Annotated in this window: 18 protein-coding genes and 1 tRNA gene; 10 read left to right on the top strand and 9 right to left on the bottom strand. The window is 56.9% G+C overall.

Annotation, left to right across the window (positions count from 1 at the left end):
- The first annotated feature begins 17 nt into the window (after window positions 1-17).
- A complete protein-coding gene (locus tag A3K90_RS09130; protein ID WP_303682305.1) occupies window positions 18-278 on the top strand; it encodes a hypothetical protein in 261 nt (86 codons plus the stop codon).
- Here the strand turns inward: A3K90_RS09130 and A3K90_RS09125 are convergent.
- The 4 genes from A3K90_RS09125 to ychF all read right to left on the bottom strand — a co-directional run bounded on the left by A3K90_RS09125 (window position 258) and on the right by ychF (window position 5,207).
- Complete coding sequence (locus tag A3K90_RS09125) at window positions 258-2,222, bottom strand: FAD-dependent oxidoreductase (RefSeq protein ID WP_303682304.1); 1,965 nt, start codon at window positions 2,220-2,222, stop codon at window positions 258-260. The genes A3K90_RS09130 and A3K90_RS09125 overlap by 21 nt on opposite strands.
- Complete coding sequence (locus A3K90_RS09120; RefSeq protein WP_303682303.1) at window positions 2,219-3,181, bottom strand: 4-hydroxy-3-methylbut-2-enyl diphosphate reductase; 963 nt, start codon at window positions 3,179-3,181, stop codon at window positions 2,219-2,221. Before A3K90_RS09120 ends, A3K90_RS09125 begins: the two co-directional genes overlap by 4 nt.
- A 104-nt stretch (window positions 3,182-3,285) precedes the next feature.
- A complete protein-coding gene (murI, locus tag A3K90_RS09115) occupies window positions 3,286-4,101 on the bottom strand; it encodes a glutamate racemase (RefSeq protein WP_303682302.1) in 816 nt (271 codons plus the stop codon).
- Between the two features lie 14 nt (window positions 4,102-4,115).
- Window positions 4,116-5,207, bottom strand: a complete 1,092-nt coding sequence (gene ychF / locus A3K90_RS09110; RefSeq protein WP_303682301.1) for a redox-regulated ATPase YchF — start codon at window positions 5,205-5,207, stop codon at window positions 4,116-4,118.
- 108 nt (window positions 5,208-5,315) lie between these two features.
- Between ychF and cmk the strand changes: the two genes are divergently transcribed.
- Both cmk and rpsA read left to right on the top strand, forming a co-directional pair.
- On the top strand, window positions 5,316-6,032 hold the full coding sequence (gene cmk, locus A3K90_RS09105; RefSeq protein ID WP_303682299.1) for a (d)CMP kinase: 717 nt from the start codon (window positions 5,316-5,318) through the stop codon (window positions 6,030-6,032).
- A gap of 97 nt (window positions 6,033-6,129) precedes the next feature.
- Window positions 6,130-7,902, top strand: coding sequence for a 30S ribosomal protein S1 (gene rpsA / locus A3K90_RS09100; protein ID WP_303682298.1), 1,773 nt, complete (start codon window positions 6,130-6,132; stop codon window positions 7,900-7,902).
- A gap of 136 nt (window positions 7,903-8,038) precedes the next feature.
- On the opposite strand, the gene era is transcribed toward rpsA, so the two are convergent.
- Window positions 8,039-8,956, bottom strand: a complete 918-nt coding sequence (gene era / locus A3K90_RS09095; protein ID WP_303682297.1) for a GTPase Era — start codon at window positions 8,954-8,956, stop codon at window positions 8,039-8,041.
- Window positions 8,957-9,052: 96 nt separating this feature from the next.
- Between era and rodA the strand changes: the two genes are divergently transcribed.
- Complete coding sequence (rodA, locus tag A3K90_RS09090) at window positions 9,053-10,276, top strand: rod shape-determining protein RodA (RefSeq protein WP_303682296.1); 1,224 nt, start codon at window positions 9,053-9,055, stop codon at window positions 10,274-10,276.
- A gap of 51 nt (window positions 10,277-10,327) precedes the next feature.
- Here rodA and A3K90_RS09085 read toward each other — a convergent pair whose 3' ends face one another.
- Window positions 10,328-10,774 carry a hypothetical protein gene (locus A3K90_RS09085; RefSeq protein WP_303682295.1) on the bottom strand — a complete coding sequence of 149 codons (447 nt, stop codon included), beginning with the start codon at window positions 10,772-10,774 and terminating at the stop codon, window positions 10,328-10,330.
- 297 nt (window positions 10,775-11,071) lie between these two features.
- Here A3K90_RS09085 and mtaB point away from each other — a divergent pair, with 297 nt between their 5' ends.
- From mtaB to A3K90_RS09065, 4 genes are read left to right on the top strand one after another with little or no spacing between them, the layout of a single operon-like run.
- The gene (mtaB, locus tag A3K90_RS09080; protein ID WP_303682294.1) at window positions 11,072-12,388 is read left to right on the top strand and encodes a tRNA (N(6)-L-threonylcarbamoyladenosine(37)-C(2))-methylthiotransferase MtaB; all 1,317 of its coding nucleotides are present in this window, start codon (window positions 11,072-11,074) and stop codon (window positions 12,386-12,388) included.
- 39 nt (window positions 12,389-12,427) lie between these two features.
- A complete protein-coding gene (locus A3K90_RS09075; RefSeq protein ID WP_303682293.1) occupies window positions 12,428-12,961 on the top strand; it encodes an adenine phosphoribosyltransferase in 534 nt (177 codons plus the stop codon).
- A complete protein-coding gene (locus tag A3K90_RS09070) occupies window positions 12,962-14,365 on the top strand; it encodes a sodium:proton antiporter (RefSeq protein ID WP_303682292.1) in 1,404 nt (467 codons plus the stop codon). It abuts the gene before it with no gap.
- Window positions 14,366-14,404: 39 nt separating this feature from the next.
- Window positions 14,405-14,791, top strand: coding sequence for a hypothetical protein (locus tag A3K90_RS09065; RefSeq protein WP_303682369.1), 387 nt, complete (start codon window positions 14,405-14,407; stop codon window positions 14,789-14,791).
- 42 nt (window positions 14,792-14,833) lie between these two features.
- On the opposite strand, the gene A3K90_RS09060 is transcribed toward A3K90_RS09065, so the two are convergent.
- The 3 genes from A3K90_RS09060 to ftsH are packed head-to-tail and all read right to left on the bottom strand — an operon-like array spanning window position 14,834 to window position 17,545.
- Complete coding sequence (locus A3K90_RS09060) at window positions 14,834-15,142, bottom strand: HU family DNA-binding protein (protein WP_303682291.1); 309 nt, start codon at window positions 15,140-15,142, stop codon at window positions 14,834-14,836.
- Window positions 15,143-15,176: 34 nt separating this feature from the next.
- Window positions 15,177-15,557: a sulfite exporter TauE/SafE family protein gene (locus A3K90_RS09055; protein ID WP_303682290.1), complete on the bottom strand. Its 381-nt coding sequence runs from the start codon at window positions 15,555-15,557 to the stop codon at window positions 15,177-15,179.
- A complete protein-coding gene (gene ftsH, locus A3K90_RS09050) occupies window positions 15,557-17,545 on the bottom strand; it encodes an ATP-dependent zinc metalloprotease FtsH (RefSeq protein ID WP_303682288.1) in 1,989 nt (662 codons plus the stop codon). The genes A3K90_RS09055 and ftsH overlap by 1 nt, the downstream gene beginning before the upstream one ends.
- A 250-nt stretch (window positions 17,546-17,795) precedes the next feature.
- Between ftsH and gltX the strand changes: the two genes are divergently transcribed.
- Both gltX and A3K90_RS09040 read left to right on the top strand, forming a co-directional pair.
- Window positions 17,796-19,304 (top strand): glutamate--tRNA ligase, encoded by a 1,509-nt coding sequence (gene gltX, locus A3K90_RS09045; protein WP_303682287.1) that lies wholly within the window; start codon window positions 17,796-17,798, stop codon window positions 19,302-19,304.
- Window positions 19,305-19,414: 110 nt separating this feature from the next.
- Window positions 19,415-19,487 (top strand) — tRNA-Phe (locus tag A3K90_RS09040).
- Window positions 19,488-19,852 lie beyond the last annotated feature (365 nt).

Raw genomic sequence — 19,852 nt, 5'->3', positions numbered from 1 at the left:
GAGTGAGGAGTGGCTTGATGGAGCAGATTGTCGCATATTTTTCCCAGCACCCTGCGCTGTTCGCCGTGGCTGTGGTGCTCTCGATCGCAGTGCTTGCGTTCGTTTTGATGTTCATCCTGAAGAAGGTCGTACAGGTTGTGCTGGTTGCGGCAGCCTTTGTGGTGCTCTACGCCGCCTACCTCTCTGTTACCGGCGCTGGGGTCTCACCCCTTTTTGGGCAGCTCTGGCAGCAGTTCACAACCGCACTTCACTTCATCTCAGCCCTGTTTGGCCACTGAGAGCGCTCCTGTGGGGCAGTTTCCCGCAATGACTTCCATCCGGCCGCTTCCCTCTTCCTGCAGTGTGCGGATGCAGATGCCGCAGTCCACGCATTTCTCCCGTTCAACCCGTATTCCGCCAAGTATTTCGCGGCTGAATCCGCGGTGTTCTGTTTTGATGGGCTGCGTTTCCGGCCGGTAGCGGGTGGCCAGTTCGCGCAGGCGGCAGGTATTGATGTCGCTGCAGCGGCACTGCATGCAGCGCAGGGCCTCTCTGCGGGCTTCATCCGGGCTGTAACCCTTTGCGACCTCTTCAAACCCCCCGGTTCTCATCTCGTGTCCGATTTCCTGCATGGGGATTCTGCTTTCAGCTGATGCATTTGCCCTGAGTGCATCGGGCGCTTCGTGTCTCGGCCCGTAGGATGAGTTGAACGGGCGAGGGGGGGACGAGGGTTCCTTGCCGGCGAGGAACTGCTCGATTGAATGTGCGGCTGTTTTTCCCGCCGCCACGGCTTTGACGGCAATGTCGGCTCCCGTCACGCAGTCACCGGCAGCGAATATCCACCCTTCGGTGGACTGGAGCGTGTGTCGATCGACGGGCATGCGGTTGTTCTGGAACGGATGCAGTCCGGCTGCTTTTGAAATCTCCCGATCAATCTCCTGGCCGATGGCCGTAATGAGGGTATCGGCCGTGATGGTGAAGTCGGAGCCAGCAACCGGTACAGGCCTTTGCCTGCCGCTTTTGTCCGGGGTTCCGGCTTCCATTCTGAGGGCGGTGAGAACCAGCTGCCCGTCGGATGACTCGATAGAGAGGGGAGCGGTGTACGGGGTGATCCTCACTCCTTCGGCAAGCGCTTCCCGGATTTCCGGCCGGTTGGCCGGCATGTCTTCAGTCGAGCGGCGGTAGATGATTTCCACCGACTCTGCGCCGAGGCAGAGGGCGGTCCGTGCTGCGTCGATGGCCGTGTTGCCGCCTCCGATGACGAGTACCTTTCTGCCGATCTCCAGCTTTTCGCCGAGAGCGGCTTTTTTCAGGAAACTGATGCCGCAGATGACCCCCGGAGAATCTTCACCGGGGATGCCGAGCCGGGCGGACAGCTGCGCTCCGACGGCAAGGAGCAGGGCGTCGTAGTCCTTCTTCAGCTCTTCAGTGGTGACATCCCTTCCGAAGGCGGTGCCGCAGCGGAACTCCACGCCCATGGCTTCGAGCGGGGCGATGTCGGCCCTGATCACTGACTCGGGCAGCCGGAATCGGGGAATGGCTTGTCGCATCATGCCGCCGGGCTCCGGTTCGGCTTCGAAGACGGTGACACGGTGGCCCCCCTTTCGGAGGTAGTATGCCGCGCTGAGGCCGGCGGGGCCGGAACCGATGACGGCAACCTTTTTGCCGGTTTCCGGCGCGGGCGGGGGAATGAACCGTTCCTCCGAAGCAATGTCGATGTCGGCGGCATGGCGCTTGAGGGCGCAGATGGAGACCGGTTCGTCTACTCCGTTCCGGCGGCACTCTTCCTCACAGGGTGCCGGGCAGATCCTTCCGAGCATGGCCGGAAGGGGGATGGAGTCCTTGATGATTTCAATGGCCCGTCGATCGTTGCCGTTTGCGATGGCGTCGATGAACCCCGGGATATTGCAGCCGGCAGGGCAGGATGTTTCGCATGGACCCTGGCAGTCGCCGGTATGCTGGTCAAGGATGCGCTGGAGGCTCTCCCGCCGCATCTTGTCGATGTCCGCGTTTTCGGTCTCGATCTCCATACCGTCCGTTGCGGTGGTGCTGCAGGCCGGCACAAAGCGGTTCCGGCCTTTCAGCTCCACGATGCACATCCAGCAGGATCCGGTGGATTCCAGTCGTTCACTGTGGCAGAGGGTGGGGATCGTAACGCCGGCGTCGGCCGCTGCGGCAAGGATGGTGGTGCCCCGCGCGGCCCTCACGGGTAGGCCGTTGATGATGAGGGATATGGTGTTCATCGCTCCAGTGATTCAATGTGACGGGCAACTTTTTCCAGAAGCCACATAGGGGTGGACGTGGCTCCGCAGATTCCGACGCTTCCGACCGGGGAGCCGTTTGCTTCTTTCAGCCAGCCTTCGTCGAGGTCCCCGGTATCTTCAATGAAATAACTTCGGGGGTTGGCGTCGCGGCATATGTTGTAGAGTACCTGGCCGTTGGAGCTTTTCTTTCCGGCAACGAAGATGATGCAGTCGTTCGAAAGGGCGAAGTCGTGCAGTTTACTGTTGCGGCTTGAGACCTGGCGGCAGATGGTGTCCTTGTATACATGGGGGGCAGTCGGCTGCATGCCGGTGAGACCGAGCGTGATGTCGATGTCCCGCACCTCTGTCCATGGTTTTTCCTGAGGGTTTCCTGCATTGCGGAACAGGGCTTCGAGGTTCTCCTTGAGCTGGTAGAACCCGGGGACATCCATGGTGGTCTGCGAGATGAGCGCCGTTTTCCTTGAGAGGTCGAGCGGTGCCGTTTCGGCAGGGTCCGAGAGGTCGGCATGCTTGATGATGACAGCGCTGTTGGAGGCGTGGCCGTTGATGCCGATTACTTCCGGGTGAACCGGTTTGCCGTAGATGACGACCTGATAGCCTAGCTGATAAAGCTGGCGCGCCGTACGCTGCAGTTTGGCAACGACGGGGCATGTGGTGTCGGTGACTTCAAGGTTGTTTGCTCTGGCTGTTTCGTAGGTCGAGGGGGGCTCGCCGTGCGCACGGATGAGGACCGGTGCGTCTCTGAGCTCCCGGAATGCCTGGTCATCGATGGTCACGAGCCCGAGGCTTTCAAGGCGTTTTACCTCCACTTCGTTGTGGACTACGTCACCGAGAGAGTAGAGGCCGATTTCGGCCCGGAGCTTTTCTTCAGCGACATGGATGGTTCCCTGAACGCCGATGCAGAAGCCGGAGGAGTTTCTGTCGAGGTTTACTTTCACGCTTGCACTCTTGATAGGATGAATGATCCCGGCGGATTTGCCGCAAGTGAAAGTAAGAAGAAATGGAATGGTTTGAAAGTGCCGGGGCGATACCTTCCGGGTCCTCAGACCTCCACCAGCTCCACGTCCGGCATTTCGGAGTCCATGAAGAGGCGGTAGAGGCTCCCGAATTTCTGCGGCAGATCGCTGACCATAAGGTGCGGTACGGGGGGCTCGGTGCGGGATGACAGCATGCCGGAACTGCGGAGCATCCCGGCGGTCCGGATGGCGACTGCTTCAGCCGAGTCGATGATACGGACGGCAGGGCCGACCGTTTCTTCAATGACACGGCGCAGGATAGGGTAGTGGGTGCAGCCGAGCACCAGGGTGTCGATGCCTTCTGCGACGAGCGGCAGGAGGTACTGGCGTGCTATGAGGCGGGTCGCTTCATCCTCCACCATGCCTTCCTCGGCGAGCGGAACGAAGAGAGGGCAGGCACTTGAAAAGACCTCTATCTGGGGGTCAAGGCGGTTGATGGCGTAAGCATAGGCGTTCGAGCAGACGGTGGCCTGGGTGCCGATGACGCCGATGCGGCGGTTTTTTGTGACCTCTACGGCAAGGGTTGCGCCGGCTTCGAGCACTCCAAGCACCGGGAGCGGGTCGGCTGCGTGCTCGACCACGTCCAGGGCAAGCGCCGAGACGGTGTTGCATGCGACGATGATCATCTTCGGCTGGTGGCGGAGGAGCGCCTGGGTGTCGTCCTCTGCGTAGCGGCGGATGGTGACCTGGGACTTCGGCCCGTAGGGGACCCGCGCGGTATCGCCAAAGTAGAGGATGCGCTCACCCGGCAGCGCGTGACGGACAGCTTTGACGACGGTCAGGCCGCCGACGCCGGAGTCGAAGATGCCGATGGGGTTCTCAGGGCCGGGGTTGCGATGCATGGGGGGTGCCTCGGTTAAACGTTGAAGCGGAAGACGATGACGTCACCGTCCTTGACGATGTAGTCCCGGCCTTCGCTGCGGAGCTTGCCGGCCTCTTTCACCTTCTGTTCGGAACCGAGCTCGACGAGGTCGCGCCACGACATCACCTCCGCACGGATGAACCCCTTCTCGAAGTCGCTGTGGATCGCTCCTGCGGCTTCAGGTGCGGCTGCACCTTTGCGGATGGTCCATGCATGGACCTCCTTGACGCCGGCCGTAAAGTATACCTGCAGACCGAGAAGGTCGTGGGCGGTCTGGATAAGGCGGTCGAGGCCCGACATCTCGAGGCCGAGGCTCTCGAGGAACTCCGGGCGCTCCTCCACCGGGAGTTCGGCGATCTCGGCTTCGGTTTTCGCACTGATGATGAGCATCTTCGAGCCGGATTCGGCCGCTATGGCTTCAACCAGTTTCGTGTACCCGTTGCCGCCCGGCAGGTCGTTCTCGCCGACGTTGGCCGCATAGAGGAGCGGCTTGGACGTGAGAAGGAAGAACTGCTTGGCCGCCTCGGCCTCTTCGGGGGTTTCAATGATCCTGCGGGCAGGGATGCCGTCGGAAAGGCCCTTGATGATTTTCTCTCCGAGCTCGACCTGCAGGATGAGCTCTTTTTCCTTCCGGGCATTTTTGCGGAGCTTCTCCATCTTTTTCTCCATGCCCTCGAGGTCGGCGAGCATGAGTTCAGTATCTATGGTGTTGATGTCGTCCTGGGGGTCGATCTTTCCTTCAACATGGATGATGTCGGGGTCGTCGAAGCAGCGGACTACGTGGACGATGGCGTCGACCTCGCGGATGTGCGAGAGGAACTGGTTTCCGAGCCCTTCGCCTTTGCTGGCGCCTTTGACGAGGCCGGCGATGTCGACGATTTCAAGGGTGGTCGGTACCAGAGTAGGTGTCTTGACAACGTCGGCAATCGCCTGCATCCTGGGGTCGGGCACGAGGACCGTGCCGACATTGGGTTCAATGGTGCAGAACGGGTAGTTGGCCGCTTCCGCCTGTTTCGCGGTGATGGCGTTGAAGAGGGTTGATTTGCCGACGTTGGGGAGGCCGACGATGCCGCAGCGGAGTGCCATATGGAGAAATATTTTGATTCAAAACGGACGTAAATATAAGGCCTTTTCATCTAACCATTATGTTTGGAAAAAGCAAATTTATTTTATAAAATAGCAGGCTAATTCAAAATGCAGGAGAACGGCGAAATCAGTACCCACAGGATCATCATAGCCATTGACGGACCGGCCGCTTCGGGCAAGAGCACGACAGCGAGGAAGGTGGCGGGAAAGCTTGGCTACACCTACATAGATACCGGGGCGATGTACCGCTCGGTGGCCCTGAAGGCGATCGAAAACGGACTGCTCGACACCCTGAAACAGGCACCCGAAAAGGTGGCTGGAATCCTTGAAGGAATCTCCATTGCGTTTGAAGGCGACCGGGTCCTGCTTGAGGGGCGCGACGTCAGCCGTGAAATCCGAGACAACAGGGTGAGCCGTGAGGTGAGCTTCATCAGCTCCCTGAAGCCGGTCCGAGACACCCTCCTCGTCATGCAGCAGACGCTTGGCCGCGGCCGCGGGGTTGTGATGGACGGTCGCGATATCGGCACCGTTGTGTTCCCGGAAGCCGAACTGAAGATTTTTCTTGTCGCCGATGCCCGCCAGCGGGCCATGAGGCGGCTGCTCGAACTCCAGGCGAAGTCCCCCGACGGGACCGGCCTGCCGGATCTCGAGTCCCTCGAGCGGGAGATTGTTGAACGGGACCGTGCTGATGCCGAGCGGGAGCTTGCTCCCCTCCGGAAGCATCCCGATGCCGTAAAGATCGATACTTCGACACTCTCAATCGATGAGCAGGTCGAGATGGTATATGGAATGGCTGTAGAGAAAGAACGGGAAAACCGCTCTTAGCGGGTTTTTCCGATAGTAATTTTTAATCAACCCTGAAACCCCCTGCCGAAATCTCTCGCGGCAGGCCCGGAAATCACCTGAGAGAAAGGAAAAAAGCATGTTAGAAACTGTAGCAGTCGAAAAAACGGTCAAGGAAAAACCCGCGAGAAAGAAAATCAAGTATTTTGCTCACTACGAGCCCGCAGAGCTTTCCCAGATGGAGCAGCTGTACACCAGCACGCTCAATGAAATCACCGAAGACGAGATCGTAAAGGGACGCATCGTCTCGATCTCCAACAAGGACGTCACCATCGACGTCGGATTCAAGTCGGAAGGCATCGTCTCCCTGCTCGAGTTCCGCGATGATGATGAAATCAAGGTCGGCGACGATGTCGAGGTCTACCTCGAGAACATCGAGGACAAGATGGGCCAGCTCATCCTCTCCAAGAAGAAAGCCGACGTCCTTCGTATCTGGGACAAGATCTACGATTCAATCGAGAACGACACGATCATCAACGGCAAGATCATCAACCGCGTCAAAGGCGGCATGACGGTTTCGCTTTCCGGCGTGGAGGCCTTCCTTCCCGGCTCGCAGATCGATGTCAAACCTGTCCGCGATTTCGACGCACTTGTCGGCCAGACCATGGACTTCAGGGTCGTCAAGATCAACCCCGTCACCCAGAATATCGTCGTCAGCCACAAGGTCATTCTTGAGGAGGAGTACGCTGCACGCCGCGAGGAAATGCTTGCCAACATCAAGGTCGGCATGGTGCTCGAGGGCACGGTCAAGAATATCACCGATTTCGGTATCTTCGTCGATCTCGGCGGTCTCGACGGTCTCGTCCATATCACCGACATCACCTGGGGCCGCATCAACCATCCTTCCGAGGTTGTTGAGCTCGATCAGCCGATCAAGGTCGTTGTCGTCGGTTTCGACGAGAACACCAAGCGTGTCTCCCTCGGTATGAAGCAGCTTGAGGCGCACCCCTGGGAAAACATCGAACTCAAATACCCTGTGGGCTCCAAAGCTCAGGGCCGCGTTGTCTCCATCACCGATTACGGCGCTTTCGTCGAGATCGAGAAGGGCATCGAAGGCCTCGTCCATATCTCCGAAATGAGCTGGACGCAGCATATCAAGCATCCGGGTCAGTTCGTCACCCTCGGACAGGAAGTCGAGTGCGTGATTCTGAACATCGACAAGGATCATACCAAGCTTTCGCTCTCCATGAAGCGGGTCAACGAGGACCCCTGGATCGCTCTCAGCGAGAAGTACACTGAAGGGTCGCTTCACAAGGGCACCGTCAGCAACATCACCGACTTCGGCGTCTTTGTCGAGCTCGAGGCAGGTGTCGATGGTCTGGTGCACATTTCCGACCTGTCATGGACAAAGAAGATCCGCCACCCGAGCGAACTGGTGAAGAAGAACCAGGAGCTCGATGTCAAGGTGCTGAAGTTCGACGTGCACGCACGCCGCATCGCCCTCGGCCACAAGCAGATCAACCCCGATCCGTGGGGTGGCTTCGAGCAGCAGTACGCTGTCGGTGCTGAAACCCCGGGCCAGGTCTCGCAGATCATCGAGAAGGGCGTCATTGTGATCCTTCCGGGTGATGTCGATGGCTTTGTTCCGGTGACCCATCTTCTTCAGGGTGGAGTGAAGGACATCCACACCTCCTTCAAGGCCGGCGACGAGCTTCCGCTCCGCGTCATTGAGTTCGACAAGGAGAACAAGCGCATCATCCTCTCCGCACTCGAGTACTTCAAGGACAAGAGCAAGGAGGAGATCGAGTCGTACCTTCAGGCTCATCCGAACGAGAAAAAGGAGATCGAGGACGCTACCGCCGAGCTGGAACCCCAGCCGAAGGGATCCGACAGGAAAGGCGACAGGCAGTAAGCCCCGCCCGTTCCTCGATACAACAATGAGAAAAGCCCTCCCCTTTACAGGTGGAGGGCTTTTCTGCGTTCCATCAAAAAAGGACCCTGAAGAGAGGGCTGCATATTTCGGGTCGTCGCGGCTACTGCTCCTTATTTTAATAGCCGTATGATTTCAGGAGGGTATGTTTTTTTCGCCAGTCAGGGCGGACCTTGATGAAGAGCTCGAGAAAGACCGGGCGGCCGAGCAGCTCCTCGATTTCAGTACGTGCGGTCTGACCGAGCTTTTTGAGGGCCTGGCCTTTGTGGCCGATAAGGATCTGCTTCTGGGTATCGCGCTCTACAATGACGGAGCAGCGGATGAGGTCTTTGCGGGAGGGGTCATTCTCATGCTGTTCACGGAACTCGTCGACGACGACCTCGGCCGAGTATGGGACCTCGCGGCCGTAAAGGAGGAAGATCTTCTCGCGGATGATTTCGCTCACGAAGAACCTCTCGGGTGCAGTGCTCAGCGCATCTTCGGGGTAGAGCGGCTGGTTCATGGGAAGAAAAGGCCGTAGGGCTTCGAGGAGCTCCGGGAGGTTTACCCCCTTCAAGGCCGAGATGCTCAGCACGGCGGCGGGGTTCCACGCCTCCCTGATGAAGGCTTCGGCTTCGCTTTGTTCTTTAAGGGTGACGAGGTCACTCTTGTTGAAGACGGCGACGACGGGTTTGCCTGCGGTTTTCAGCCAGTCGTTCTGGAGTGTTGAGGCAAAATCGCGATCAAAGGGCCCCTCTTTTTTCCTGAAGGGGAGCATGGCTATGATGACGTCGGCGTCTCGAAGGGTGTCGCGGGTTGCCAGAAGCATCGCTTCGTGCAGCTTCTGCATGGGTTCCATGATGCCCGGGGTGTCGAGGAAGACGACCTGCATCCGCTCGTCGTGATAGATGCCGGTGATGCGTTTACGGGTGGTCTGCGGCTTCGGTGTGACGATGGAGAGCTTGCAGTCGAGCAGCGCGTTCATGAGGGTGGACTTGCCTGCATTCGGCGGTCCGATGATGCTGGCGAAACCGCAGGAGAATGAAGATGATGGCATGAAGGAGAGCCTTGTTATTTTTGGCGGGTGCTGTGAATGTTTACTATACTAAATTAAGGTTTACGGAGACAATGAAAAATTGAAAGGCGACGCGTGATGATGAAACAGCATGGAGTTGATTACTGGCTTCTGGGACCGCTCGCCGGACTTGTGGTGTTCGGGCTCATGGCGGTCTACAGCGCGACGAACGGGTCGGGCGATACCACGCTTTTCTATCGTCAGCTGACCTGGGCGCTTGTCGGGGTGGTAGCGATGATGTTCGTCTACTTCAACGATGTGCGTGTCATCAAGGATGGTTCCTACATCTTTTACATCCTTGGCATGCTGATGCTTGTTGCGGTATTGATCTTCGGCAGAAAGATCGCCGGCCAGACCAGCTGGGTGCGGATAGGGCTCTTCAGTTTCCAGCCCTCCGAGATCGCCAAGATGGCCACCATTCTCGCTCTCGCACGCTTCCTCTCAGACGACGAGACCGACATCCATTCCCTTCCGCATCTTCTGACAGCCCTTGCCATACCGATCTTTCCCGCAGTGCTCATCATGCTGCAGCCGGACATGGGCACCACCCTGACCGCCCTTTCCTTCATTGCGCCGATGATCATCATGGCGGGGTTCGACATCTACATCCTTATGATCCTCGTCGTACCCCTGCTTCTCCTCCTGACAGGTTTTTTCAGCGTATGGTTTGTCGTGGGGCTCAGTGTGCTTTTGCTTGCGGCGATGATGGTGCAGAAGCAGGGGTTCAAGCCACATCAGCTCGCCGTGGTTGGTTCGGGTCTCGCTGCAGGGTTGTTTGTGCACCGGTTTGCCGGTGAGATCCTCAAGCCGCACCAGATGAAAAGGATCCAGACCTTCCTTGACCCGATGTCGGACCCGCAGGGAGCGGGCTATAATGCGCTGCAGGCAAAGATTGCAATCAGTTCGGGAGGGCTGTTTGGAAAGGGATTTCTTGAGGGGACCCAGACCCAGCTGCGCTTCATTCCGGCACAGTGGACGGATTTCATTTTCTGTGTCATTGCCGAGGAGTTCGGCTTCATCGGTTCGGCGTTGCTGATCATGCTGTTCGCCGCCCTCACGCTTCGCCTCATCTGGGCTATCTTTTCAATCAAAAACCGTTTTGTCGAATTGACGCTTGCCGGTTTTGTTTCATTGCTTCTGATTCATGTCATCATCAACATCGGCATGACGCTTGGTCTTATTCCTGTCATCGGCGTGCCGCTTCCGTTTATTTCTTATGGGGGATCTTCGCTTGTCGGGAATATGATCATGGTTGGCCTGGCTCTCAACTTTTTCCATAATAAGCGCAACCTCGGCTACTGAACAGAAAAAGCGCACAGAAGCGCGCTTTTTCCAGTATGAAACCGTTTGTTCTTACTTGATTTTGTAAAGGAACCGTTTGCCTTCCTTGCCGGTAGGAATACGTTCGATGTCGTTGTCATGCACACCGTATTTGTTGAACCAGACGCTGAAGGCGCCACCTGTAGTTCCCAGTGCATCGCCGATCTCTTTCGGCTTGAAGGCTTTTGCTGGATGTGCACGCAGCAGGTCCTTTACGGCGGTGCCGAGCTGTCCGCGTGAAATCCTCGGGGAGCTGGCTTTCACGGGAGCGCCGCTTTCCAGGCGCGACAGGTTGGTTTCAAGATTGCGGATGATGCCGGCCAGATCGTTTTCGAGGGGGCGGATTGTTGCATTGAACTCATCCCGCATCTGTGCTATTTTTGCCTGCAGGTTCTTTTTCTCTTCAACCAGCGACTGGAAATGATCGATTTTCTGAATGAAGCGATCATATTTATCCGGTGATGTTACATCCTGTGCCATAGTGTCTATGATTATTGTTCGTGGAATATGTTGTCAATGGACAAACGAAATATAGAAGAATGCAATTTTGTCTGCAAGGGAATATTGCTCAATCATATTCAGTTATTGTGTTCATGGTGTATCGTGTCGCAGGTGCAGTGCTGTTTTTTTGTGTTTCTTTAACGTTGCTATACGGTGGGCTAGTGGCAGCTGAATGGTTATCGAATCGTTATTGGATCATATGGGATCATTATGGGATCGTAATTGGGTCGTAATTGGTTTGTTATAGAGTTCTTGTCGTAATGGTTGTGAAACATCATGAGTAAAAAGAAAGTTGCGGCGGTGACGCTTGGCTGCAAGCTGAACTACGCAGAATCATCCTCCATCCTCCAGAGCCTTGTTGATGGGGGCTGGGAGGCGTGCGGTCCCGAAGAGGGCGCAGATCTCTTAATCATTCACACCTGCGCGGTCACGGGGCAGGCTGAACAGAAGTGCCGCCAGAAAATCAGGCGCCTCATCCGCCGCAATCCACACAGCCGGGTTGCGGTGATCGGCTGCTACGCCCAGCTGAGTCCCGAGGTGCTCGGGGGGATTGAGGGTGTGGATGCGGTTTTCGGCAACAAAGAGAAGTTCGAGCTTGATCGCTATTTGGCGGTTGCTGAGGCTGGTAGGTCCGCTCTGCCGGCAGTGGCCGCAGGGCCGTTGTCTCGTCTCCGTACGGCCTCTCCGGGGTGTTCCCTCCCGCCAGGCTCGGGTCGGACACGGGCGTTCCTGAAAATTCAGGACGGGTGCGACTACATGTGTGCGTATTGCACTATTCCTCTCGCACGGGGGCGTTCTCGCTCCATCGAACCCGAAGAGGTTCTTCGCCAGGCCCGCCGGCTTGCCGATTCGGGGTACCGGGAGATCGTGCTCAGCGGGGTCAATACCGGGGATTACCTGAGCCGGGGGGTGGATTTCGCCGCTCTTCTCCGGATGCTCGAGGATGTGCCGGTGTCGCGCATCCGCATCAGTTCCCTCGAGCCCGATATGCTGAATGAGGACCTGCTCCGGGTCGTTGGCGCATCAGAGAGGATCGTCCCGCACTTCCACCTGCCGCTCCAGAGCGGTTCGGACTCCGTGCTTAAGGCAATGCGCCGGCGCTACACGACCGATGATTATCGCCGTGCGGTGCACTCTTTGCATGATGTTCTCCCGGGGTGTGCGGTTGGTGCCGATGTGATGGTGGGGTACCCTGGCGAGGAGGAGGGGGATTTTCAGGCGATGTATGGCTTCATCGGAGAGCTTCCGCTCAGCTACCTCCATGTCTTCAGCTGTTCGGTTCGTCCCGGTACCCTTCTCCAGCGACAGGTTGCCGATGGTGAACGGGAGAGGGTGAGCCCGAAGGAGGCTGCCCGGCGGAGTGCACTGCTCGTCGAACTTGGGGAGCGGAAGGCCCGCACGTTCGCACTCTCCCGGATAGGCAGCAAGCAGATGGTGCTCTTTGAAGAGGGATTCAGCGGCTACACTCCCGAGTATCTGAGGGTCGTCGTGCCCGCTGCCGCCGGCGGAGAGCCGCTTGCCGGAAGAGAGCTGCCGGTAAGGGTTGAGGGGCTCGGCGATGGTTTGCAATTACATGCGAGACTGTTATCTTGAAGGTTCCGTTTATCAGCTTAAACTTAACCGCAACCTCCCATGCCGATAAAGTCCCGCATCCGTGCGATTCCCGACTACCCGAAGAAGGGCATCATGTTCCGTGACATCACCACCCTCATCAAGGACCCCGTCGGGTTCCGGCTCGTCATTGACAACCTGACCCAGCGCTATCTGGAGAACGGTGTTGATTTTGATGTGATCGTTGGTATCGAGGCCCGTGGCTTCATCATCGGCAGTGCGCTTGCCTATGCGCTCGGAAAGGGGTTCGTTCCGGTCCGCAAGCCCGGAAAGCTTCCCGCCGACACCGTGTCGCAGGAGTATGCGCTGGAGTACGGCACCGACAAGATTGAAATTCACATCGACGCCCTCGAAAAGGGAGCGCGTGTGCTGCTCGTCGACGACCTGCTCGCAACCGGCGGAACGGCGCTTGCCGCTGCGTCTCTGGTTGAAAAGGTTGGCGGTGTGGTCTCCGAGATGGCCTTCATTGTGAACCTGCCGGACATCGGTGGCGAAGCGAAGATTCTTGCAAAAGGCTATAAGGTGTTTTCTCTCACTGAATTCGAGGGGGAGTAAATGGCTTTAGCTGAACATCAGGATGCGGCAGTTTCGGCTGCCGCAGCAGTTTCAGGCCTGCTCCACATGCCTCCCGTATGGCTGGTGCTGCCTTTCGTTTTTCTGCTTCTCATGATTGCCACTGGACCGCTTTTCTACCGCCGGTTCTGGGAACACCATTATCCCAAGGTTGCTGTAGGGCTTGGCGCGATTGTTGCTGGTTACTACGCCTTCATGATGGAGCACGGTCCGCAAACCCTCCTTCATACCCTTGAGGAGTACATTTCCTTCATTGCCCTCGTCGCCTCCCTCTTCATCGTTTCAGGGGGCATCCTGATCCATATCGAGCGCAGGGGTAAACCTCTCGTCAACGGCCTCCTTCTTCTTTTCGGCGCGGTGCTGTCGAACGTCATCGGCACCACGGGAGCCTCGATGCTGCTCATCCGCCCCTACATGCGCATCAACGAAGGTCGGTTGAAGGCGTTCCACATCGTCTTTTTCATCTTCATTGTAAGCAATATCGGTGGCGGGCTGACCCCCATCGGCGATCCGCCGCTGTTTCTCGGGTTCCTCAAGGGAGTTCCGTTCTTCTGGGTTATTTCGAAGGTATGGCTTCCCTGGGTCGTCGCTGTCGTCGCTCTGGTACTCGTCTTCATGGTGCTTGACATGCGCTCCGGAGACGGCGGGGTGCAGGAGCCTGCCAAGAATGGAGGTATCTCCATCACCGGAACGCGCAACTTCCTCTATCTCGGCATGATCATTGTCGCGGTTTTCCTCGACTCTGCCGTCATTGCGGGCTTCCCAAGCCTGCAGGAGCTGCTCGGTGTGCCCTTCGGCATCCGTGAAGTGATTATGGGTACGGTTGCCATCGTGGCCTACAAGACCGCTGACAGCCAGGCACTCAAGGGCAACGAGTTCAACTTCGAGCCGATCAAGGAAGTTGCATTCCTCTTCATCGGCATTTTTGCCACCATGATTCCCGCCCTCCAGCTGATCGGCGAGTACGCCAGCTCGCATGCCGGAGATTTTTCGGTGACACGTTTCTACTGGATGACCGGTGCGCTCTCGGGCGTGCTCGATAATGCGCCGACCTACCTGAACTTTCTGGCCGGTGCCCTAGGCAAATTCGGTCTTGATATCAATGCACCGGATGCTGTGGCCCAGATCCGCTCCTTCGCCGCAGGAACCGGTTCACCTGTTGCCGGTGATGTCAGTTCAGACATTTACCTGATGGCTATCTCCGTGGCTTCCGTCTTTTTTGGAGCGATGACCTACATCGGCAACGCCCCGAACTTCATGGTGAAGAACATTGCCGCGCAGGCTGAAGCCGATGTGCCGGATTTCGTGGAGTACATCTACAAGTATTCCATTCCATTCCTGATCCCGATCTTTATCGGGCTCTGGCTCCTGTTCTTCAATTTCTGATACTAACGAACCCCCGTATAAAACAAGGGACGCATGGCTATGAAGAGTTTTACCGACGCCGTAAAGAGCGGCAGGAAGGGGCTTGTAATCCGCAATTCGGTGTTTCTGCCGTTCCACTGTGAACTGCTGAGCATCTGGGTTGGCAAGGAGATGTCGCTGATTTCAGCACCTGATCTCATCAGCGACCTGACCGACTGCGGGCAGGTCGCCTTGAGGGTGGGGGAGTCTTATACGAACATCGTCCTGAAGAAGTGGGGAGATCTGGCAAAAGAGCTGGGTCACCACAAGGGCCACATCATCCTGCACGCGGCAGAAAAGGGCGCTGACATCTTTCTGCCCGAAAACCTGCATTACATAAGGATCGGGTTTGTTGATCACGGCAAAGAAGTTTCCCTGGAGATCATCGACGATCCCTTTGAGCTCTGAATGGTGCCTATCCGGCGGCCGCTGGCCGCCAGTGTATGAGACTCAGGATATGGTGGATTTCAGGCTTTCGCTGACGGCCTGCTTGAACTCTTTGGAAATCTTGAAGGTCGGGACGTTTTTCGCCTCGACCGTCACTTTTTCGCCGGTCCTGGGGTTGCGGGCCTGCCGGAGGTTCTTGTAGCGGATGTTGAAGGATCCGAATCCCCGGATTTCAATGCGCCGACCGGATTTGAGTGAGTCGATGATGCCTTCGAACAGCGCATCAACCACCGACTCGGTCTCATTCTTCGTCAGGCCGGTTCTGTGGGCAATGACATTGACCAGATCGGCTTTCGTGGTAGTGGTTCCCATAGTGAGGTGGATTGGGTTATTGGTGGTGCGACAGTTACTTAAACCATAGACGAAGGGCGACAATTCCTGTGAACACCGCGAACGCACGTCGGAGGACTGTCCCCGACAGGTGTGTTGCGATTTTCGCTCCGAAGTACGCCCCTATAAAGAGTCCGGCGGCGAGCAGAAGTCCGAGCCAGATATTATCCATCGATATCCGTCCTTCCCGATAGTATTCCAGCACTCCGAGTATGCCTACCGGTAGGAGCAGTGCCACGAGAGAGGTTGCACTGGCGGTCTGCTGGGTCATGCCGAGGATCAGCACCAGGGCGGGAACGATGATGATTCCCCCGCCGATTCCGAACATGCCGGAGAGCACGCCTGCCAGCAGGCCGATGAAGAGCATGATGATGTTCTGCAGAATGATGCTGTCCATTATTCGGCCGTCATTTTCAGTATTTCCTGATGAATGCCTGTTATCTCTCCGATCTCCTCTGCGCCGAGTGACTCTTTCTCGATGAGCCTTCCTGCAAGCCGGTGAAGCATTTCGGTGTTCTCCCGGAGAATTCTCTCGGCGTTCTGCATGCACCGGACGATGATGCTGCGAACTTCCACGTCGATCTGCAGGGCGGTTTCCTCGCTGTACTCACGCACATGCGAGTAGTCCTTGCCGAGAAAGACCTCCTTATGGCTGCCGCCGTAGTTGATGGGTCCGAGTTTTTCGCTCATGCCCCACTGCCGTACCATCTTCCTTGCGATTTCTGTTGCCTTCTCGATGTCATTGGCCGCGCCGGTGCTGGTCTCCTGGAAGATGATCTCTTCTGCCACCCGTCCTCCGAGTGCGTAGGTAATCATGGCTTCGAGGTACTCTCTGTTCTGGGTGTAGCGGTCCTCAAGCGGGAGGTAGGCGGTAAGGCCGAGGCTGCGGCCGCGCGGAATGATGGTGACTTTGTGGATCGGGTCCGAGCCTTTGGTATGGAGCGCCACAAGGACGTGGCCGGCTTCGTGGTATGCCGTCAGCTTTTTCTGGTCGTCTGAAATGTACATGCTCCTGCGCTCAGGGCCCATCAGCACTTTGTCGCGGGCCTGTTCGAAGTCCTCCGCGGTGATCATCTCCTGGCCGAGGCGTGCGGCAAGCAGGGCGGATTCGTTGACAAGGTTTGCCAGATCGGCACCTGAAAATCCCGGCGTGCTCTTGGCGATGATGGATATGTCGACGTCCGGGTCGAGCGGAGTCTTTTTCGTGTGGATGTCGAGGATTGCTTTCCGGCCGCGTATATCGGGTTTGTCGATGGTGATCTGGCGGTCGAAGCGGCCGGGACGGAGCAGCGCTGTGTCGAGCACGTCGGGCCGGTTTGTCGCGGCAATCAGAATGACATTGTCGCTTGTGGTGAACCCGTCCATCTCGACGAGGAGCTGGTTCAGGGTCTGTTCGCGTTCGTCGTGCCCTCCGCCGAGCCCTGCTCCGCGGCTTCTGCCTACTGCGTCGATCTCGTCGATGAATACGATGCAGGGAGAGTTTTTCTTGGCCTGCTCAAAGAGGTCGCGCACTCTGGCCGCACCTACGCCGACGAACATTTCGACAAAGTCCGCGCCCGATATCGAGAAGAATGGAACCTTCGCTTCACCGGCTATCGCTTTGGCAAGCAGGGTTTTTCCTGTACCGGGAGGTCCGAGAAGGAGGACTCCTTTGGGGATCTTGCCGCCTATTTTCTGGAACTTTTCAGGATTGGTGAGGAACTCGACGGTTTCCTGAAGCTCCTCGACCGCTTCATCCACGCCGGCAACGTCCTTGAAGGTGGTCTTCACGTCGAACTCGCTGACCAGTTTAGCCCGGCTCTTGCTGAAGCTGAAGATGTTTTTTGCCTGTCCGGCGTTCTGCCCGTTCATCCGACGGATGAAGAAGAAGTAATAAATGGCGCCGAAGATGATCCAGGGGAGGAACAGCATGAGGATGGTGTAGATGCCCCCGCGACCCTCTTCAACCTTGACCCGGATCCCTTTTTCGGCGAGCATGTCTACCTGTTCGACGTCGAATGATGGGAGGCGGACCGAAAACCGGTCACTCTCCACCGTGGTGTTGTCGGTGAGCTGCAGTTTTGCTGCTTCCTTGAGGCGGCCTTTGAGGATGACCGACTTGTCTTCGAGGGTCTGGACGTCGATTTCCGATATGGCCTGACTTTCTATAAGGGAGCGGTAACTGTTGTAGATGATTTCGGGCCCGGCGGGCGGAGGCGCGAATCGGGCGATGGCGAAGAACGCAATCACTCCGAGCATTACAATAATCAGAATCCGCGGGAGTTTTCCCTGGGGCCCTGTTCCGTTGCCCTGCATCCAGCCCGGTTCATCTCCGCTTTCACGGACGGGTTTGAATTTGTTGCGGGAACGGTTGTCCCCCGGCGGTTTCACGGGTGTTTCAGGCATGGAGTGTGTTTGGTGTTACAGTAAAATGTAACTTACGACGTTACAAGTAATTAAAAGTAAAACTGCGATGGAAAGCAAAAAGTTTATTTGCAAGGGGGCTTCACTGTGCAAAAACAGGTAGTTTTTCTTAAATTCAAAGCTCTTACGATCGGGCGCCCCCTTCCCTCGCCCCTCGTCGAGCTGGAGGAAGCCAAGAGGGTGGGGGCGGTACTGCGTCAACTCATTGTCAAATTTTTAACAGCCAATGCACATGGTCGGTAAAAGGGTCAGAACCAGGTTTGCTCCGTCTCCAACAGGGTATCTTCATGTCGGAGGGCTCCGCACAGCGCTGTACAACTACCTGTTCGCAAAAAAAATGAACGGTGACTTCATCATCAGGATTGAAGACACCGACCAGAGCAGGAAAGTTGAAGGGGCGCAGCAGAACCTCATCAAGACCCTTGAGTGGGCCGGGCTCCTGCCGGATGAAAGCCCTGTGCATGGCGGTAACTTCGGCCCCTACCTCCAGTCCGATCGTCTTGAGCTTTACGCCGGGTACTGCCGGCAGCTTCTTGAAGAAGGGAATGCCTACTACTGTTTTGCAACGTCCGAGGAGCTTGAGGAGAACCGCCAGCTGCAGATGAAGCAGGGACTTCAGCCGAAGTACAACCGGAAATGGCTTCCCGAGGATATGGGCGGTTCTATGCCCCGCAGCGAGTCCGAGAAAATGCTCGCCTCCGGAGCACCCTATGTTATCCGCATGAAGGTGCCTGACTATGTTTCTGTCTGGTTTGAGGATATAATCCGCGGCCCCATCGAGTTTGATTCAGCCACCATCGACGACCAGGTGCTGATGAAGTCCGACGGGTTCCCGACCTACCATTTTGCGAGCGTCATCGACGATCACCTGATGGAGTTTACCCACATTATCCGCGGCGAGGAGTGGCTTCCTTCTATGCCGAAGCATCTTCTGCTCTATGAGTTCTTCGGCTGGGAGCCACCGAAGTTCGCTCACCTTCCGCTTCTGCTCAACCCCGACCGCTCCAAGCTCAGCAAGCGTCAGGGAGACGTTGCCGTGGAGGACTATATCCAGAAGGGCTACAGCAAGGAGGCGATCATAAACTTCATCGCCCTTCTCGGATGGAACGAGGGCGAAGGGTGTGAACAGGAAGTCTACAGCATGGAGCAGCTGATTGAGAAATTCAGTCTCGAGCGTGTCGGCAAGGCAGGCTCCATCTTCACCCTCGACAAGCTCAACTGGCTCGAGAAGCAGTACATCAAGAACCGGCCTGCCGAGAAAATCATCGACACCATCCGTCCGCTGCTCCAGAATGAGCTTTCTCTGAAAGAGACCATGCTCGAGCGTGAGGTAATCACCAGCGACGCCTACCTCCGTCAGGTGATCGAATTGATGCGCGAGCGCGTCGGCTTCGAGCACGAGTTCGTGACTTTTTCATCCTACTTCTTTTTTGAACCCGATGCCTGGGAGGAAGAGGCGGTCAAGAAACGCTGGACTCCCGATACCAACGCATTGCTTTCGGAGTTCCTCCCGACGCTCGAAGTGCTTCCTGAGTTCACTTCGGAGGCCATCGAAGCGGCCCTTAAGGCTTTTGTCGAACCGAAGGGCCTGAAGGCGGCAGTCCTCATCCATCCTCTGCGTATCCTTGCCTCCGGCGTCAGTTTCGGCCCCAGCCTCTACCACATGCTTGAAGTGCTCGGCCGGGAAGCGGTGCTTCGCCGCATCAGGAAGGGGATGGAGTGCATCACGGTGCCGGCCTGAACCAGGTTGTCCAAATCGGGGCCCGGTCACGGGCTCCGTTTTTTTTGTTTTCCTGTTTGGGGGTTTTGAAAAACTTCCTATATTTTGCCTCTCTAGCGAGAATGAACGATGGACAGATAGCTCAGTTGGTAGAGCAATGGACTGAAAATCCATGTGTCGTGGGTTCGACTCCCTCTCTGTCCACTCACTCTATATCGGGCGACACGCATTGATGTCCCGCAAAACCCCTGAAACCCAGGGGTTTTGGCTTTTCGGGTCTCCAGTGGGGATGCTCTCTGAACCGGTGCCGTTGATGCAGCGGTGCTCTGGGTGCCAGGGGAAAATTAAAGGAATCAGAATGGGGACAAAACCATTACATTCCGATGGAAAGAAGGCTTTATGCGTCCAGTATACTTCCACCGAGTTCGTCAGCGTTTTTTTTGCAGGTCTCTTTCTGCGTTCGCTATATCTTATGCACCAACGGGCATTGCCTGTCAACAGGATTATTTCAAAATTCTCTTTTCCCTCCATTCAGCCGCATGCCGGCTTCCGGAGCCTGAACCCCATCG

Origin of the sequence: Pelodictyon luteolum (genome assembly GCF_001622165.1) — a bacterium.
Taxonomy (GTDB): Bacteria; Bacteroidota; Chlorobiia; order Chlorobiales; family Chlorobiaceae; genus Chlorobium; species Chlorobium luteolum_B.
Note: the sequence above shows the minus strand (reverse complement) of the source record. Positions and strands in the feature narration are given on the sequence as shown.

What these genes read in the sequence shown, in the direction of transcription:
- A3K90_RS09055 (WP_303682290.1), bottom strand. Translation starts at nt 15,557, where the DNA reads ATGGACAGCATCATTCTGCAGAACATCATCATGCTCTTCATCGGCCTG.
- A3K90_RS09065 (WP_303682369.1), top strand. Translation starts at nt 14,405, where the DNA reads ATGAAGAGTTTTACCGACGCCGTAAAGAGCGGCAGGAAGGGGCTTGTA.
- A3K90_RS09130 (WP_303682305.1), top strand. Translation starts at nt 18, where the DNA reads ATGGAGCAGATTGTCGCATATTTTTCCCAGCACCCTGCGCTGTTCGCC.
- A3K90_RS09075 (WP_303682293.1), top strand. Translation starts at nt 12,428, where the DNA reads ATGCCGATAAAGTCCCGCATCCGTGCGATTCCCGACTACCCGAAGAAG.
- rodA (WP_303682296.1), top strand. Translation starts at nt 9,053, where the DNA reads ATGATGAAACAGCATGGAGTTGATTACTGGCTTCTGGGACCGCTCGCC.
- A3K90_RS09085 (WP_303682295.1), bottom strand. Translation starts at nt 10,774, where the DNA reads ATGGCACAGGATGTAACATCACCGGATAAATATGATCGCTTCATTCAG.
- cmk (WP_303682299.1), top strand. Translation starts at nt 5,316, where the DNA reads ATGCAGGAGAACGGCGAAATCAGTACCCACAGGATCATCATAGCCATT.
- ftsH (WP_303682288.1), bottom strand. Translation starts at nt 17,545, where the DNA reads ATGCCTGAAACACCCGTGAAACCGCCGGGGGACAACCGTTCCCGCAAC.
- era (WP_303682297.1), bottom strand. Translation starts at nt 8,956, where the DNA reads ATGCCATCATCTTCATTCTCCTGCGGTTTCGCCAGCATCATCGGACCG.
- rpsA (WP_303682298.1), top strand. Translation starts at nt 6,130, where the DNA reads ATGTTAGAAACTGTAGCAGTCGAAAAAACGGTCAAGGAAAAACCCGCG.
- A3K90_RS09060 (WP_303682291.1), bottom strand. Translation starts at nt 15,142, where the DNA reads ATGGGAACCACTACCACGAAAGCCGATCTGGTCAATGTCATTGCCCAC.
- A3K90_RS09070 (WP_303682292.1), top strand. Translation starts at nt 12,962, where the DNA reads ATGGCTTTAGCTGAACATCAGGATGCGGCAGTTTCGGCTGCCGCAGCA.
- A3K90_RS09125 (WP_303682304.1), bottom strand. Translation starts at nt 2,222, where the DNA reads ATGAACACCATATCCCTCATCATCAACGGCCTACCCGTGAGGGCCGCG.
- mtaB (WP_303682294.1), top strand. Translation starts at nt 11,072, where the DNA reads ATGAGTAAAAAGAAAGTTGCGGCGGTGACGCTTGGCTGCAAGCTGAAC.
- murI (WP_303682302.1), bottom strand. Translation starts at nt 4,101, where the DNA reads ATGCATCGCAACCCCGGCCCTGAGAACCCCATCGGCATCTTCGACTCC.
- gltX (WP_303682287.1), top strand. Translation starts at nt 17,796, where the DNA reads ATGGTCGGTAAAAGGGTCAGAACCAGGTTTGCTCCGTCTCCAACAGGG.
- ychF (WP_303682301.1), bottom strand. Translation starts at nt 5,207, where the DNA reads ATGGCACTCCGCTGCGGCATCGTCGGCCTCCCCAACGTCGGCAAATCA.